Origin of the sequence: Rhizobacter sp. OV335 (assembly GCF_900142965.1) — a bacterium.
Classification (GTDB): Bacteria; Pseudomonadota; Gammaproteobacteria; order Burkholderiales; family Burkholderiaceae_C; genus Rhizobacter.
Map to the genome: position 1 here is coordinate 18,382 of NZ_FRCQ01000027.1, position 15,331 is coordinate 33,712.

At 64.3% G+C, this 15,331-nt stretch carries 10 protein-coding genes; 2 read left to right on the forward strand and 8 right to left on the reverse strand.

What is annotated here, in order from left to right; genetic code table 11:
- Window positions 1–425: 425 nt before the first annotated feature.
- From BUE42_RS23910 to BUE42_RS23920, 3 genes are all read right to left on the reverse strand, one after another.
- Window positions 426–1,301, reverse strand: a complete 876-nt coding sequence (locus BUE42_RS23910) for a ComEC/Rec2 family competence protein (protein ID WP_073467802.1) — start codon at window positions 1,299–1,301, stop codon at window positions 426–428.
- A 371-nt stretch (window positions 1,302–1,672) separates the two neighbouring features.
- A complete protein-coding gene (locus BUE42_RS23915; protein WP_073467803.1) occupies window positions 1,673–3,925 on the reverse strand; it encodes a ThiF family adenylyltransferase in 2,253 nt (750 codons plus the stop codon).
- On the reverse strand, window positions 3,922–5,115 hold the full coding sequence (locus BUE42_RS23920; protein ID WP_073467804.1) for a ComEC/Rec2 family competence protein: 1,194 nt from the start codon (window positions 5,113–5,115) through the stop codon (window positions 3,922–3,924). The genes BUE42_RS23915 and BUE42_RS23920 overlap by 4 nt, the downstream gene beginning before the upstream one ends.
- Window positions 5,116–5,205: 90 nt before the next feature.
- Between BUE42_RS23920 and BUE42_RS23925 the strand changes: the two genes are divergently transcribed.
- Both BUE42_RS23925 and BUE42_RS23930 read left to right on the forward strand, forming a co-directional pair.
- A complete protein-coding gene (locus BUE42_RS23925) occupies window positions 5,206–6,111 on the forward strand; it encodes a helix-turn-helix transcriptional regulator (protein WP_073467805.1) in 906 nt (301 codons plus the stop codon).
- A 9-nt stretch (window positions 6,112–6,120) separates the two neighbouring features.
- Complete coding sequence (locus BUE42_RS23930; RefSeq protein ID WP_073467806.1) at window positions 6,121–6,903, forward strand: hypothetical protein; 783 nt, start codon at window positions 6,121–6,123, stop codon at window positions 6,901–6,903.
- A gap of 246 nt (window positions 6,904–7,149) precedes the next feature.
- Here the strand turns inward: BUE42_RS23930 and BUE42_RS23935 are convergent, their stop codons facing one another.
- Genes BUE42_RS23935 through BUE42_RS23960 form a run of 5 tightly spaced genes read right to left on the reverse strand, consistent with a single transcriptional unit; the run spans window position 7,150 to window position 14,747 of the window.
- A complete protein-coding gene (locus tag BUE42_RS23935; protein ID WP_083614489.1) occupies window positions 7,150–8,337 on the reverse strand; it encodes a Wadjet anti-phage system protein JetD domain-containing protein in 1,188 nt (395 codons plus the stop codon).
- Entirely contained in the window at window positions 8,334–11,777 is a 3,444-nt protein-coding gene (locus tag BUE42_RS31740; protein ID WP_083614491.1) for an SbcC/MukB-like Walker B domain-containing protein, read from the reverse strand. The genes BUE42_RS23935 and BUE42_RS31740 overlap by 4 nt, the downstream gene beginning before the upstream one ends.
- Window positions 11,774–12,442 (reverse strand): DUF4194 domain-containing protein, encoded by a 669-nt coding sequence (locus tag BUE42_RS23950; protein WP_073467808.1) that lies wholly within the window; start codon window positions 12,440–12,442, stop codon window positions 11,774–11,776. The genes BUE42_RS31740 and BUE42_RS23950 overlap by 4 nt, the downstream gene beginning before the upstream one ends.
- Complete coding sequence (locus tag BUE42_RS23955) at window positions 12,439–13,932, reverse strand: Wadjet anti-phage system protein JetA family protein (protein WP_143171715.1); 1,494 nt, start codon at window positions 13,930–13,932, stop codon at window positions 12,439–12,441. Before BUE42_RS23955 ends, BUE42_RS23950 begins: the two co-directional genes overlap by 4 nt.
- Window positions 13,914–14,747, reverse strand: a complete 834-nt coding sequence (locus BUE42_RS23960) for a helix-turn-helix transcriptional regulator (protein ID WP_073467810.1) — start codon at window positions 14,745–14,747, stop codon at window positions 13,914–13,916. The genes BUE42_RS23955 and BUE42_RS23960 overlap by 19 nt, the downstream gene beginning before the upstream one ends.
- Window positions 14,748–15,331: the final 584 nt, after the last annotated feature.

The following is a 15,331-nucleotide window of genomic DNA, read 5'->3' on the forward strand; positions in this document are numbered from 1 at the left end:
CATTCGCGCTAGCTAGCGGCAAAGCCTCCTCGGCGACTCCGAAGCCCTCGGGCGTCGAGTAGACGTCGTGTGTGCCGTGACGCTGAGCGCACGCAGCTCCTCGAGCAACGCGGCTACGACCTCTTCCGTGGCCATCGTGTTGGCGAGCTCCGGTTGACTACTTCGAGATGGCAGTCGTACTTGTGGCGGTGAGGCATTCCGTGAGCTTGGCAGTACGAAACCGTCTCCGGCGTCGAGGGCCACCGCCTTGCGGTCAGACAGCTGGCGCCGCGCCCGCAGCTCAGCCAACTCCTTCTCCATCTTGGCTGGGGCAGCAGGCCCTTCTCAACCAAGTGCGCGTTGATATCACTGTGCTGGGTCTGACCGGGCGAATCAATGGGCGGACGGTCGTGGTGAGGCAGCCTTGCGCTGTTCTTGTCGCTTCTTCAATAGACGACGCAGTTCGACCCCTGAAATGAGAACACCAGCGGTCCATCACAGCGCGTGGTCAGCACCTTACGGACGCCTGTGTCGGTACGGAAACCGTAGATGCCGCTCGCCTTCGATCCGTAGAAGTCCGTCGTCTCTTGGGTCTCGAACTGCTTGTAGTCGTCGCTGATGACAACCAGCTTCGGCTTGCAGGCATAGACACCGAACATGTCCGGGCAGATGCCATTGTTCCGGCCATGGTGAGCAGCGACGAGCACCTCCACACCGCTCACCACGGGGAAAAACTGCGTGCAGTTGGCGAAAAGGTGCCGCCATCCGGCGCACTCCATGTCTCCGGGGAACATGAACCGATGCCCGAAGACGTCAAGCGTGAACACCAAACTCAGGTTGTTCTCGTCTTCAAAGTGCGGGTAGCAGTTCCAAGTCCAAATCATGTTTACGCCAGGAATCTGCGGCGGAACCTGCTGCCAGCCGATGCTGCCTCGGAAGGCAAGGCTACGAGCGACAGCTTCGATACCCTTGCCGAGGTTGTCGTGGCCGTCCTCTGTCTTAAGCTTGACTATGGTTGCCGGTGGCACTGTCGGGTTGCCGAGGATGCAGCCGACTGTGATGCCCCGCTCTTCCAAGTCCGGAAAGCCTGACATGTGGTCTTCGTCGAAGTTTGTGCAGACCAGCATGTCGACGTAGGTCACCCCCGCCGCCTGGAGGTGATGCCCTGGGTACCATGGGTTTCCACGGAAGTTCGCAGCATGCCCGCAATCAATGAGCACCCGATAGCACGTGCCCCAGTTCGTCGGGATGGTTAGAAGCGCGCACTGGCCGTGGTCAACATCGAAGATTTGCAGGGCGCCATCGTGAAGGAGGTTGGTCACGGCGGTACCTTAGAAGACGGATTGCCCCGTGCCGCTGGACATGAATCAATCATGCCGTCGTTGCGGGTCATCTGCACGTACCGCGTCGTCCCTGCGGACTTGAACTGGTAGCCAGTAGTTTTGTCGCGGTAGTAGGGGTTGCCTGAATGTCGTGCTGCAGATAGTCGTCGCTGATGATGACGAGCTTCGGCTTGCACCCGTAGTCATCAAGCAGTGCCGGGCAGATGCCGCTCTCGCGGCCGAGGTGAGGAGCAATGAACATCTCGATGACATCCTAGTGAATCAGCTACGGTCCCTGCTTTCAGGCGCGATTTGGTCTTGCACGTTTGTGGTTCATTTCTTGGCTGGCATTGTCTCGACCAATGAGCAGGCTACCAGCGGTCGACTGCGCAGATGAGGCCTTGGGGCGTCCACACCAGTGATACCGCAGGCAACCCTCGGCCGTCAGTGGCGATCGTCCTGAGCGTGTTTTTGTCGATCCCTGAGTGACTGCCCCCCATGGGATGGCTGTGCCAGGTGCCTACAAACATCAGGTGCCCCACACTCGCCGCATGCGCTTCCGTCAGGGCCTGGGCCAGGCCCTCGGTACCCAGGATGAAGGCCGCTTCGCGACGAACGCTGTCGGGCGGCGCCGCCACCATGCCGGCGATAGTGATAGTGCGCGCCTCATAGGACACGCGTCCGACCAACGCGCCGCCGGTTTCAAGATGCCCCCAATGACGCGCCTCTTCGTCGATGGCGTGCGCGACGTGGGCCAGCACGCGGATCTGCCAACCACCATCGTCAGGAATATCGAGAACGGTCGTCTCGCCTGCTTCCAACACATCCCAACTGCTGCCGATGTTGGACGGGTCCCCGACGCCCACGCAAAGCTGGCCGCTCGGCGGCTTGCCCTCCGAAATCCATTTCTGAGCCTGCATCGCCACCATGGAAGCCGACCGAGAGATCAGTGCGTCGGCCATGGGTGTCGTGAGGGATCTGCAGTTGTCGCCGACGAAGATCCTCCTGGGGTCAGTGGAGGTGCCTGCCATCCCCGCGCGTAAAGCTGGGAGCCAGCGGCTCAACTCAAAGAGAAAGGCGGTGATGTCGTCCACACGGGCCTTCCGACCCTCCGCTTCCAGTATCAGCACGGCGCATCGCCCTTGCCCAAACAGCGCGGCCCGTGCAAGCCGAACCGGGCTCGCGGTCAGTGCAGCGGAAACTGATGCGGCGATGAGAACCTGCAGCGACGCCGTGGTCTCGATGATCAATGCCGCATCAGCCGGCACCACCTCAGCAAATTTCTCGTCGTTTCTGAAGAGGTCGACGGCGTCGAGGTCATACGCCTTGGCGTCGACGTGAGAGAGGCGTCCAAGCGCGACCCTCATTTGCTCGGCCTTGTACGGAACCAGCGTGGGTTCGTCTTCCAGCAAGGCGTGCCGGGCAAAGTTGTGCGGCGACATGACGTCGTTGTCCACGAACGTCTGCTGTCCAATGCCGGCGCGCGCCAGGTGCATGCCAATTTTGGAGCCCAGGCTGCCGCAGCCGATCAACACAGTCTTCGCATGCGTGACGGACTGTGGCAGCCCTGACGTGCGAGCGAGCAGCTCAGGCGATACGGTGTGCGAGTGGAACGCGGCGTGGACGCTGCTCGTGAACTTGAAGGCCGACGTCGGGTCGATGTCGTACCTGATCACGTAGGGCAGGACTTCCACGTCGCGGCCGTCCGACCCCACGAGCGGGGCCGGGCGCTTCACCACAAGCACGACGAGGGCCAGCAAGCCTCTTTTCCAATCCTTGTAGTTCTGCAAGCCGATGACGGATGCACGGTAGTAGTCAGACAGAGCTGTTTCCAGGGCCGTCCGATCGATACCCAACGCAGCCGCCAGATCGAGGAGAGAGGGCAGGTCAACGACCGTGTCGGGCTGGTACTTGCCGATCACCGGGAACTGGCCGTCGGTAGCAGCGGCTCGGGCGATGAAGGCGGGGAAATCGCCCGACCCGAACTGCCTTTCTGGCTTGCCACGCAGCATTTGCGTGAAGGTGACGCTCGCCTGGGGCGTCAGCTCGGGCATCACACGACAGTACACGCCGTCACCGACCGTCAAGTAGCTTGCCTTGGTCGTCAGGACCGCGCCGTCGGCCGGCGTTGCGGCGATGAGGCGCTCGGCACTGAATTCGACCGTGGAAGGACAGGAATCGCGGCGCGTGGGCTCCCAACCTTGGCTCAGGTCGATGAGCGTGCCGCTGGCAGCCTTGCCAAGCCAGTCGATGATCTGATCGATGACCGCATCCAGGCCGAGACGGTGAAGCAACTCGTCCAACGACCCTTCGAATACGCAGGGCGGCACGGGGTCTCCCTCGCGGTGGGCGTTGATGTGCGGCAGATCCCGTGGGAAATCGGGTCGCAAGTAGGGCCTGGGCGCCCGCAGCGGCCAGCGTGTGAAGGCCAGCGTGCAGGTCTCGATGGCCTTGACGCCGGTCGCAGTAATCCCTGCAGCGCGCGCTCGGCTGGGCAGCTCCACTGGGATATCGATCTCCACGAGCCAACCGCCATCGCCACCTTCGACGATCTCCGGGTCGCCGACCCGCGAGATTCCCCGGTGCCGACGCAACTGCTCGATGGCGTCATCGAGCGCCGTCATGCCGCGCCGTGGGGCAGGGGCGTGAGCGTCGTCGAAGTGAAGGCGGCTGCCTTGGAGCCGGCCTCGCGGCGCTGCGCCAGGGCCACGCCCTGGGCCGTAACGGTGAAGACCATGGGCTCCTCCTCACTGGCCTTGGGGTACTCGCCGGTGCAATAAAACTTACCCTCGGCATCGTCAACGATCGCCACGTACTCGCGCTTGGCACGGATGCACGGCGGGTCGCTGTCGTCGTCCTTGATGGGCTTGCAACTGGCCACGATCACAGCGCCGCTGCGGGTCTGGGACAACGCCTTGCGTGCGTCCGCATCCAGTTTCGCGTCCTCACCCTTGTCCGACCAGCTGTCGTACGACAGCGAGTGCCAAGAGCAGTGGTGGGGTGTCTGCATCAGGTCGTACTCGAGGACCGACGGGTCCTTCTTGTGGCGGTCCCACTGGCGGTTCCAGATGAAGACTTCCGCATCACCGCCACTGAGGAACTTGGCGCCGTCCGGCGTGTTGTCGTCGGCGGCCAGCGTGAAGTTGATGATGACGCTCGACTGGTTCTTCACGAGGCACTCTTCGACCTCCTCGTCGGTGCTGGCATCGATGGGCGCCAACAGGAAGGCGCTGAAGAAATTCGAGGTGCGGCCGCAGATGGTGTTGAACGCCTTGTCCACCGGGCGAACGATCGACACCAGGTCGTCCGTCTTGCCCTCGATGTCCTTGCCCATGAGTTGGATGCGGTCGCCGTCCGATACGGCGAAATAGTGGTCCTTGTTCACCTGGACGCGGCGGCGGGCCTCCTTACTGAAGGCCTTGGCGTCGTCGCACAGCGTGTGGTTCTTGCTGGCACGGCGGAACACGATCGGGGACGACCACAGCTCGCGGATGACGATCTTCTTGTCCTTGTATTCTTTGTCGTCGTCCGGGTAGTCCGCCAGGGGCCCCAGGTGGAAGTGGCGGGTCAAGCCGCGGCAGTGGTCTTGGTCAGGGTGGCTCAGCAAGAACGCATCCACATACGGTCGACCGTCGGCATCCTTCTTCAGCTGCCCGCGCAGATCCTTCGCGACATCGCGGACCTTGCTGTTCGGGTCGTCCGCATCGGCGCGGATGTTCACGTCGATCAGGATGGTGGTGGCATCGACGTCGCCCAGGCGAATCAGCGTCATATCGCCGTTGTCGACGGGGAAAAAAGTAACGGTGGTCGGCATTTCGAGTTCCTTGACATGCCCGAAAGTGCTGGACACGTATAGAAATGATACGCTTATATTTTATGTTCGTCTATAAAGTAGACTCTACGCATGGATGACGAGACACATTCACCTGACGCCGGTTCGACCGGCGCGCCCGGCGTGAGCTGGGGGCTGGACCGCCGCCTTCAATTCATAGATTTCCGGTTGCGATGGGAAGGTAGATTGAACCGAACCGACCTCATCGAGCACTTCAGCATCTCGACGCCGCAGGCATCTCTGGACATCGCCCGTTACCTGGAACTGGCCCCGGGCAACCTCGAGTACGACCGGAGTTCACGGACCTATGTGGCGGGTACAAGTTTTAGGACGCTGTTCCCCCGAAGCTCGGCTCGGCGGTATCTGGCGGAGCTTCACGCAAAGACCACTGGCCTGCTGGAGCACGGTGCCAGCTTTATCGGTCACGCACCCGCCATCGACACCGCCCCGTCTCCTTGGCGTGCAGTTAGCGACGAAGTGGTGCACGCAGTGGTTCGCGCAATCCAAGACAAGGCGACTGTCGCGGTCCTCTACCAGTCGATGACGTCGGTCGATGCGAGCAGCCGCACGATCTCGCCGCATGCGCTCGGCTTCGACGGGTTTCGCTGGCATGTGCGGGCGTACTGCCACAAGCGGGAGCGCTTCAGCGACTTCGTGCTGGCGCGCATCCTGGACCTCAAGGGTGCGGGGCCCAGCAACGTTGACCCTGGCACGGACAGCTTCTGGCACACGATCCTCACCTTGGTTCTCGTGCCTCATCCGGATCTTTCTGCCGCGAAGAAGCGCGTGATCGAGCTGGACTACTGCATGAAGGACGGGCAGGTCGCTCTGAAGTGCCGGCAAGCCTTTCTGTACTACACCATGCGCCGCCTCGGACTCCACACGCAGACGCCGAGCGATCCCGCCGCTCAACAGATCAGCCTCAGCAATCGCACCGAGTTGCAACCCTACATCGACGCGCTCACCGCATCCAACTAAGGACCTCGAATGCTCGCTCTGGTCGAACTCGCCAAGGACCCCTATGAACGCAAGGCGCGGCTCGCGCCCGGCCTCCTTGCCACGCTGCCATTGCTGGTGCCGCTGGTGTGCGTCTACGGCGCGCGGCACCCGATCTTGACCGCGTTGGTTGGCTTGCTGGCGGGCTGCGGCGCCATGTACACGCTGGCAAGCGTCGCGCGCGTGCGCGGCAAGAAGCTCGAGGACAGGCTGGTCAAAGGTTGGGGCGGCATGCCCACCACCCTGGCACTGCGCCATCGTGACCAGACCCTGGACAGCGTCAGCAAGCGTCGCTATCACGATGCCATCGTCTCCAAGCTCGGCATCGCGATGCCGACGGCCGAAGAAGAGGCGGCGGACCCTGCGAAGGCCGACGACACCTACATCGGGGCCACCAAGCGCCTGCGTGAGCTGACGCGGAGCAACAAGAGCCTGCTGCTGAAGGAGAACATCGCCTATGGCTTTCACCGCAACATGCTGGCCATGAAGCCCATCGGCATCGTGACCTGCCTGCTCGGACTCCTCTACGGCCTGGTGCTGGCGGGCGTGGTTGAACTCGATCCACTCGCTGTGAAACTGGCCAACCTTGCGCGCCCCGGGTTGGCTGCTGCAATGACGTTGGTGATCTCCGTGGCGCTGCTCGCGAGTTGGCTGCTCTATTTCGATGCCGACGCCGTGAAGCGCATTGGCTTCGCGTACGCTGAGCGTCTCTTCGAGTGCTTGCCGTCGCTGCCCTCGGTGGTCAAGAAGAAGAAGTCCGTGGCGGCTCCATAGTCGACTGCGAGGATATGCAATGCCGCGCGGAATCAGCCAGATCGATGCTCGCTCGGCAATCGAGCTACGAGTCGCTGTGGACGTCGGGCCGTCGAGGGAGGTACAAGACCTAACGTGTCGAAGTCAGCAACCTCAGCTGGTTTTGTCATCGCCCTGAGGTTGGCGCGTGGCTGCCACTATCTCTCCCTGCTGGGTTTGATCCCGTTGTCCTGCCGTAGATGCAGGCGAGCGTGTTCCTTGCGCCGCTCAGCCCTCTTGCTCGGCGACGAACTTGGCCTCGCCCAGCTCGCCTGCGATTTCGCTCCAACCGGCCTCACCGGCGTACTTGACCATCCGCTCCACCGTGCGCGCGGGCGCATTGCGGCGAAAGGCTTTCGGCACGTCCGCGGGGCGCATCTTCCACGGCTCCAGGGTGTGACCGGCCTCGGCCGCACACTGGCTCAGTAAGGCAGCGATCCGGAAGCCTCCCTCGTCGACGTCACCCCAGTGGAACACCGGCGTGCTGGTGGGCAGTTCGGCCAGCAGCCGTAGATACATGGCCCGCCAGGCAGGGGAGGGCATCCCGGCGGTGTAGAGGCACAGCACGTCGGAGTCGCAGTGCTGGCGCGCCCAGACATGGAAGGTAGTCTGGTTCTCGATGGTCAGAACCTCGCGCGGCAGGGCGCCGAGGCCCAGCACCGTGGCCGGAGGCAGCGCGCAGTAGGGGCGATCCAAGGCAAAGGCGCCGCGCTCGCGACGGACCACGACGTTGCCGGCCATGCGTGCCGGCTGCTGCTCACGGTAAAGGCCGAGCTCCTGCAGCACTTCGGCCTCGGGGCGTGCATCGTCTTCAATGTTGCCGGCCAACAGCACATCGAGGCGGGGCACCAAGGACTCGATGAGCTTGCTGTCCTTGAACAGCCGCGCGCTCGCGTCCCGCACCGGGGTCTCCGTGACGCCGAGGGCGACCTGTGACTTGCAGTAGGCGATGGCGTCGCAGGCCTTCGCCCAGAGAGCGGCGTCATCGGGGCCGGTGCTGCGGACCTTCCTCAGCTTCTCCCAGCTGGACAGGACGTCGCGCAGCACCGGGTAAGCGGCGAGGTGAGTGGAAAGCGTCTGCTTCGCCATCCGGACCCGCGCCGCATGGGGCACTTCGCCAAGAAGCACGGCCAGCCTATCGACGTCGACTAGTTCGATGCGTTCGATGAGCCCATGGGGATCCAGCCGCGGGTGCTGCACTTGGATCGCGCCCTCCGATTGCGCATAGGCCATCACGGCCTCGAAGTCCTCCTTGTGCTTGAGGCTGCGCAACGCGTGGTAGCCGGCCAGTGCCGAACTCGTGAGGGCAGGGCGCCGCGTCGCGACACCGGCTTCGTGCTTGTCTGCAGACTTCAATAAGCGCTCCAGCGCCTTCCTGGCTAAGAGATTCATCTCGGCCGGTTCGCGACCGCTCATGCTGCGACGCCTTCCGTCGCTCCAGTACGCGGCTGGTACTGCCGCCGGATCTCCGCCTCGACCAGTTCCGGGCTGAACTCGGGCAGGTCGGCGCGGAACATCTCGCGCGTATCAGGTGTGACGTCGTGGCCCTCGAGCACGACCACGTTGCTCTCGGCGTCGCGCATGATGTCGTAGTACCGATCAAGGAACGCGGTCAGGCTGCCCAAGGCATCGCCCGTGCTGGCCATGAAGACCTGCAGGCCGAGCTCCTCGAAGTAGCGCATCGTGGCCACGATGTTGCGCGGGTCCATCTTGATGAACGCCTCGTCGATGACCAGCAGCCGGATGCCCGTGTCGTCACCGCGCTCCAGCCGGTAGGCCGAGGACAGGGCGGCGCCGGCGATCACGTACAGCGGCGCGCGATGCTCGCCGCCGGAGCCGGATCCGACCCGCTTGCTGAGCCAGCCGATGTGCTTGGTTGCGCCGGTAGAGGCTTCTTCCCGCAGCACCTCGATGTCAAAGTCGAAGAACTCGCGGTAGTCGTCCAGCGGCGACTTGACTGCGGCGGCGCCGACGGCCGTCTTGTCGCGCATCAGCTCTTCAAACTCCTTGGGCAGCTCGCCGGCGCCACCGAGCAGGTCCTCGGTCGGCCCGTACTGGGCCACGTCCTTGATGAACTTCAGCAGCACGGCGAAGGCCGGCCGCACATGCGTGCGGAACTGGTAGCGCTCGTTGTTGGTGAACATCGGCGCCAGACGCAGGGCTTCGTTCATTCGGTTGATCGTGTCGCTCAGCCATTCCAGGTGCTCATGCAGGGCCACCGCGACGTCGTTGCGGAAGGTGCTCTTGGCGGCGCTCAGCGCGTCCTCCATCCGTGCCTTGTTCTCGCGCAGGCCGGTCTCTTTCAGGATCAGGACACGCGCATCCAGCCAGACCCGGGCACTCCGCCAGTCGTCCTGGGTGCCGGCCGGCATGAACTCGTTGTGCCTGACGAGGAAGGCGGACAGCTTCTGCATCGCGCTCGACGCCTTCTGGCGGGAGTCTTCTTCGGCACGGTTGCTGCGCCGCTTGCAGTCGGCAGCAATCTCCGGGAACGACAGGCCCTGCCGCGTCAGGAGCTTCTCCCACTGATCCGACGCGTAGTCGGCGTCGTAGCCAGTGACCGAACGAGCCGACTCGGCGATCTCCTTCTGGGTGGCGGCCCAGGCTTGCCGCTTCTTGGTCTCCTCACTCTTCTGCTGGCGCGCGGTCTCGGCCGCGCCGACTGCCTGCACCGCGGCAAGCAGTTGCTGACGCAGGGTGCCCATCGCTGTCTCTGCGTCCTCGGCTGCCTTCACCAGCTGACGGTATTCCTCGGTATCCAGAGCCTGCAGGCGTCGTGTCAGATCCGCCTCGCTGCCGGCCTCCTTGGTCACCCGGTCGAACGCTTCGAGAATCTCGTGAACCTTGTCGTGCTCCCCACCCACGAACGGGCCGAGGTTATTCAGCAAGACCTTGAGCTTGGCGTAGCGGTCCTTGAGCGCCTCCACCTGCTCCTGGAGCTGGCGGGCTCGCTCGGCGATCGAGCTGCGAGTCGCCGTGGACGTCGGGCCGATCTTGAAGAGGGCAGGATCGGTCGGCTTTTTGCGCACCATTTCGCCGTCGGCCATCAGCATGCCGTCCTTGGTCATCGCAAACCGATGGGTGAAGCACTCGTCTTCGGTCTCGGCCCGCTGCGTGTCGCCGAACTTGGCCCGTAGGTAGTTGACCGCAGGGACACTGTTGCCGCTGATCAGCTCGGCCACGGCTCCGCGCCTGGGGCTCGCGCGATTGGCGAACTTGCTCGGCATCACGACCTTGGCCTCGTAGACCCCCGCCTGGCGCGACACCCGAAACGCCTGACGTTCGTCAGCCTGGTCGACCAGCAGGGCCTGCATGTTCGACACGCCCAGGTAGGACTCGATGGCCGGTTGCCATTCCGGATCATCGACGCGCACCAGGTCGCACACCGGGGTGGCCTCCACGCCGGCGTTGGCCAACACGCGCTTGAGCGCCGCGGCCGCGCCCTCCAGGGGCGGCTTGCCCTTGGCGATGCGCTCCTGGTTTTCGCGCACGCCGGCGAGGTCGGTCTCGGCCGCGGTCTGGGCGCGGCCAACGGCCTGCATTTCCTCGAAGACCTCGTTGCTCAGCAGCTTCGCCGCGCGCAGCGCCTTGCGGACCGTGGATTCCACTGCCTCGCGGTTGCCGGCCTTGTCGCCCTCCAGCAAGACGTGGATATCCTTGAACGCCAACCCTGTGGCTTCAGCGCTGTCGGCGACGAGCTTGCCCGGGATCTGCGCATCGATGGCCCGGCCGATGGCCCGGATGCTCCGATGCAGCCCCGTCCTTTGCTCGGTATGCCGCTTCTGCGCCCCGGCGAGGCTCTCTTGTAGCAGCGCCGCGTCGGCATGCGAGGCGTGCTTGTCCCGATCCGAGGCGGTGTCGCGGGCAAGTTGCTCGGCCGCCTGGACCTGGCGGCTGACCGTGTCACGTCGTGTGTTGGCGGCGTCCAGTGCCGCCGTTGCACGCCCCTCGGCCTCCTCGGCTGCGGTCACCGCCTCATTGGCCACCTCGAGTTCGGCCGCCTGGGCCAGCGCGGCAAGGGAGACCGCGTGGCTGTTGCGTCGGTGCGCATCGGCAAAGTCCGCCTCGATCAGCTCGGCCTCATCGAGCTTGGCCTGCACGCTGCGCACCAGGGCCGCCATCTCCTGGAAGGTGTGCAACACCTCTTTGAAGCGCTTGATGTTGGTCGGTCGGGTTTCCAGCACCTGCTGGCGCACGATGTCGTCGACGCTCCGGTCGAACTTCATGCGCAGCCCGAAGCGGAAAGCCTGACGATAGGCGTCCAGGCGCGGCGCACCGCGCGAGCCCCGCAGCCGGAACAACATCGCGTTGACGAAGCGCTCCGAGTCGTGGAAGAGCACCTCCTCCCCCTGAGCGCGCTGCGACAGCATCTGCCTGAAGCTGGCCCAAGGCCGAGGCCGGTACTCGCCATCGACAAGCTCGAGGTGGTCGTCGAGCGTGATGTCCGATGGAATGATGTAGCGCCCCTGCACGTCGGGCTTCTCGCGGTCCGCGCTCACGTAGATGCAGACGCCCGTGGAGACGATCTCCTTGGTGATGGTGTCCTGCCACACCAGCGTGATGTAGGTGTTGGCGTTGTCGCGCACCCGGGCGTCGGGCGAATCGCCGAACTGACCCAGGCAGTAGCTGCGGATGTTGCGGCTGTTGTGGTTCGACTCGTCGGCCTGGGCGTTGAAGACGACGCCGGCGCTGCCGCGGCTCTCATTGGCGCCCAGCATGACGATCTGCACGGCGTCCAGCAGCGAGGATTTGCCACTGCCATTGGCGCCGAAGATGCCGCAGTTCATGCCGACGTCCACATCGCGCATCTCGTACAGGAAGAACTGGACTACCCGGATACGGATCAGCTTCTTCATGCCGCACCGCCTTCTTCCGTGGGGGCGACCATGCCGTCCGCGCTGTCCACGACCTCGACCTTGTCGTCAGGGCTGACGAACAGCGCGATGCGCGCCAGCGCCGCTTCTCCCAGGACCTCGGCGATGCCAGGCCGGAGGATGACCACATACGGCTGATCCGCATCGTGCCCCGGCAGGTCGCCTTCCTCATCCGCGATCCTGGCGAGGCCCCAGCGCCGCATCCATTGCATCAGCGCGGCGAGCTTGCCGCCGGTGGCCAGCTCGCGGCCGCCGGTGAGCTGCTTGTACTTCACCTCGAGCGTGACCAGATCGCAGGCCACCTCGCCGTTCTCGTCGTGATGGCCGCTGCGGGTCTCCTCGTCGAAGATCTTGCGGAGCACCAGGGCCAGCAGGGTCTGGTCGACGCTCACCGGCGATGTCTTCGCGTGCTTGGGGATCGCGCATGCGTAGCGCAACTGGCTGTTGACCCGCACGACGTAGCCGAGCGGCTCGAGGGCTCGCTTGAAATCGCGCTCGAACTCGCGGATCAGCCCGTAGGCGACCTTGCTGCCCCGGTCCGCGGCATACAGCACCTGCTCGGTGACCAGCCGGTTCGCGGCCGCCTCGAACTCATCCTCCGTGACCACGTTCTTGGTGGCCTCAACCGCATTCGCCCAGAAACTCATTGGCTTCCTCCCTTGGCTGTCTTGGTTGTTTTCGCGATCGTGAAGGGCAGGTGAGAGATGCCCTTGGTGTGGTCTTCTTCGCCTTCCATCCGGACCGTGGTGAATCCACTGGCCATCGCCCGCGCGTTCGCACGCAGCAGCTTGCTGGGCGTCGCGTTCGCCGCCGCGATCGTGCACAGGACCTGCAGCGCGCGCACCGATTCGATGGCGTCCACCTGGAGCGAGGCGCTGGGCAGTGCGTCGGCTTCGCCGAGTTGCTGGCGCACGAACGCAGCGAGCTTGGGCAGCGACATGGTGCGCCGGTCCCGGGCCATCAACGCCAGGCGGGCACGCGCCTCCTGCTCGGCCGACATGACCTGCTTGCGGAGTCCGCCGGGCGGCGGCCGCTTGCTCTCGACGCGGGGCGAGGCGAGCCGCTCACCGCCGATGCAGTCACCCGGGGCGAACGGCGCCAGGGCGGCGGCCCGGCTGCCATGCTTGACGACAGCGTCAATGGCCTGACCGATCAGCTCTTCGAGCGGCCGCGCGGCCCGCAGCCGGTAGTCCAGGTACGCCAGGGCCAGCTTGTTGGCCCGCCGTATTTCGTCGTCCAGCCGATCCAGGTACTCATCGATGCGGCGCAGGTCCTCGACCTTCTGGATGTCGCGCTCGAACATGGCTTCGGCACGGGCAGGGTCGCGGCCGGCCTGCTTTTCGAGGTACCACTGGATGAGCCGGGCGCGGAGCTGCGGCGTCTGCTGGACGTGGGCGGCCAAGCGCAGGATCTCCTGGCGCCGGGCCAGCGGGTGCTCGCGCGTGCGCAGTTCCTTGTAGTCGCCGATGAACATGCGCTCGACGTAGTCATCGAAGAACCGCCGCACGAACTCGCCGGTGGCGTCCACGCGGCCGATCTCCAGCATGAGGTCGCGCACGTTGGTGCCGGCGATGCCGACGTGTTCGAGGAGGGCGCGCGACTGCCGGGCCGCCTCCTGCAGCGACGCACCGTCCGTGCTCTCGTCGAGCAGCAGCTTCAGGTTGGCCTCGATGCTGCGGATCTTGCCGGAGACGAACTCTGGACCGGTGTGAGCGAACTCGACCAGGCGGTTCATGAAATGAGCCACGGCCGGTGCCATCGTCACCATCTCGCGCACGCCCACTCGGTCTACACGGATCCAGCCGGCGTCGCGCAATCGGTTGAAGACCATGATGGCGCGGATCGCCAACGGCGTCGACGGCGTCACGTCATCCCCGTCGGGGGCCCAGTCCTGGTACTGGAGCTCCTCGGCGATGTCGGCCGTGATCTCGCGCATCAGGAAGCCGGCGCTGGGCGGCAACGGGGCCTCAGGGCCGAACCGCTTGGCGTGCAAGACGCATAACAAGGTCCAGTATTGGAAGCGGTTGGCCGACGCCAGTGGCGTGAACAGCCGATCCGGCAGCCGTTTGAACAGGGGAGGGTAGCGCTCGGCCACCTTCTCCTGGCGAATTTGGTCGGTCAGGTCATGAACAGCCATTGCCGGCACTCCTCCGTGTTCTCAACCGCCAGTTGGTAGTCGGGAGGCACTTGCCGCTTTACGTCCGCCGCCGCCATGAGCTCCTGCACCATGTAGTTCAGGAGGGCAGCCCTGCAGCTTTCGACGCGCGCGGAGGCCCCGTTGAAGTATTCGTTTCGAACGACCAATTGCTGTGCAGGGCTGAGTCTAGGGTGTGCAACCAGCCTGACTTTGAGAACCGTTGACCAGCTGACGTCAGCCGAAGCGTCGGCAGTACAGGGTTCCGCCAACAGTTGGGCTTTGGTCATGCGGCCCAACACGAAGTCTCGGAAGTCCTGCCGCAACAGGCAAAAACCGCGGACGTGCCACCGGCGGCCAGCCCGCACCAGGCTGTGGGGCTCGATGGTCCGCTCGTGCAGCTCCGGGTTGTTCATGGAGCAGTAGAGGAACTTCACACGCTGGCGATCGGTGATCGCCAGGTTCAAACGGGAGAATGTGCGGGGCGAGGTGTGGACGAAGTCCCAGGAGACGGACAGCGGCCGACCCGGCGCGTCCGGCGCGTAGGGCACCAGCATCTCGTCGATTGGGCTGGGCAGAGAGGACTTCGCCGCGCGCTCGGCGTCGGCGTAAGCCTTCGCTGTGGCCAAGTTAGCCTTGAGCTTGCTGTCCCACGTCACCCACTCAGGAAAGGATGCCCTGAAGTCCCGCAGCCACTCACTGGCCCGTATGGGACTCAGACCGTACTCGACAATGAGCCGGCTGCGGCTGATCCGTCCTTCCCAGAGAAGGATTCGGCCTACTCTTGCATCCCTTGCCTGACGGCCCTCGATGGACATGGTGACGTCGCCTCGTAGTGGTCATCCACATGATATGTAAGACCATACGATATGTAAAACCATATCTTTGAGGATGACCGTGCGGGTCAAGGGGCAGTGTCCGCAGCCCATGAAGAAATGAAGCCCGCCGCGCGCTAGCGCCTCCTGGTTTGGGTGAGCCTTGCGCAGGGAATGCTCAGCATTGTGCGGCCGCAGGGAAGCCTAGATCATCGGGGCTCGGCCGCAGACGTTCGGTTTTCGCTTGACGGTGCGCGTTAACGCCGAAAGGAAGACGAGGTTTCCCTCCGGCAGCCAGTGACCACGTTGATGAAGGCCTATGCCGCTTCGGCTGAGCTCGCTCGACAGCAATGCCGTACCGAGAGCTATGTGCCTGTCTGACTAGCCACCTCGGTCGCAGCCCGGGACTCGGTGACATGCTTCCAGTTTTTGTAGCCGTGGCGTTTTGCGACGGTCTCCTGGCATGCCTGCAGTGATTCACCCGACTCGCGAACCAAAGCTTTGGCTTCAGCCTTCAGCTTTGAGACCAGGGTTGCGGTAGTTCGGATGTGCGTCATTCGTCGATGCTTCCAGCGTTGACTGCCTAA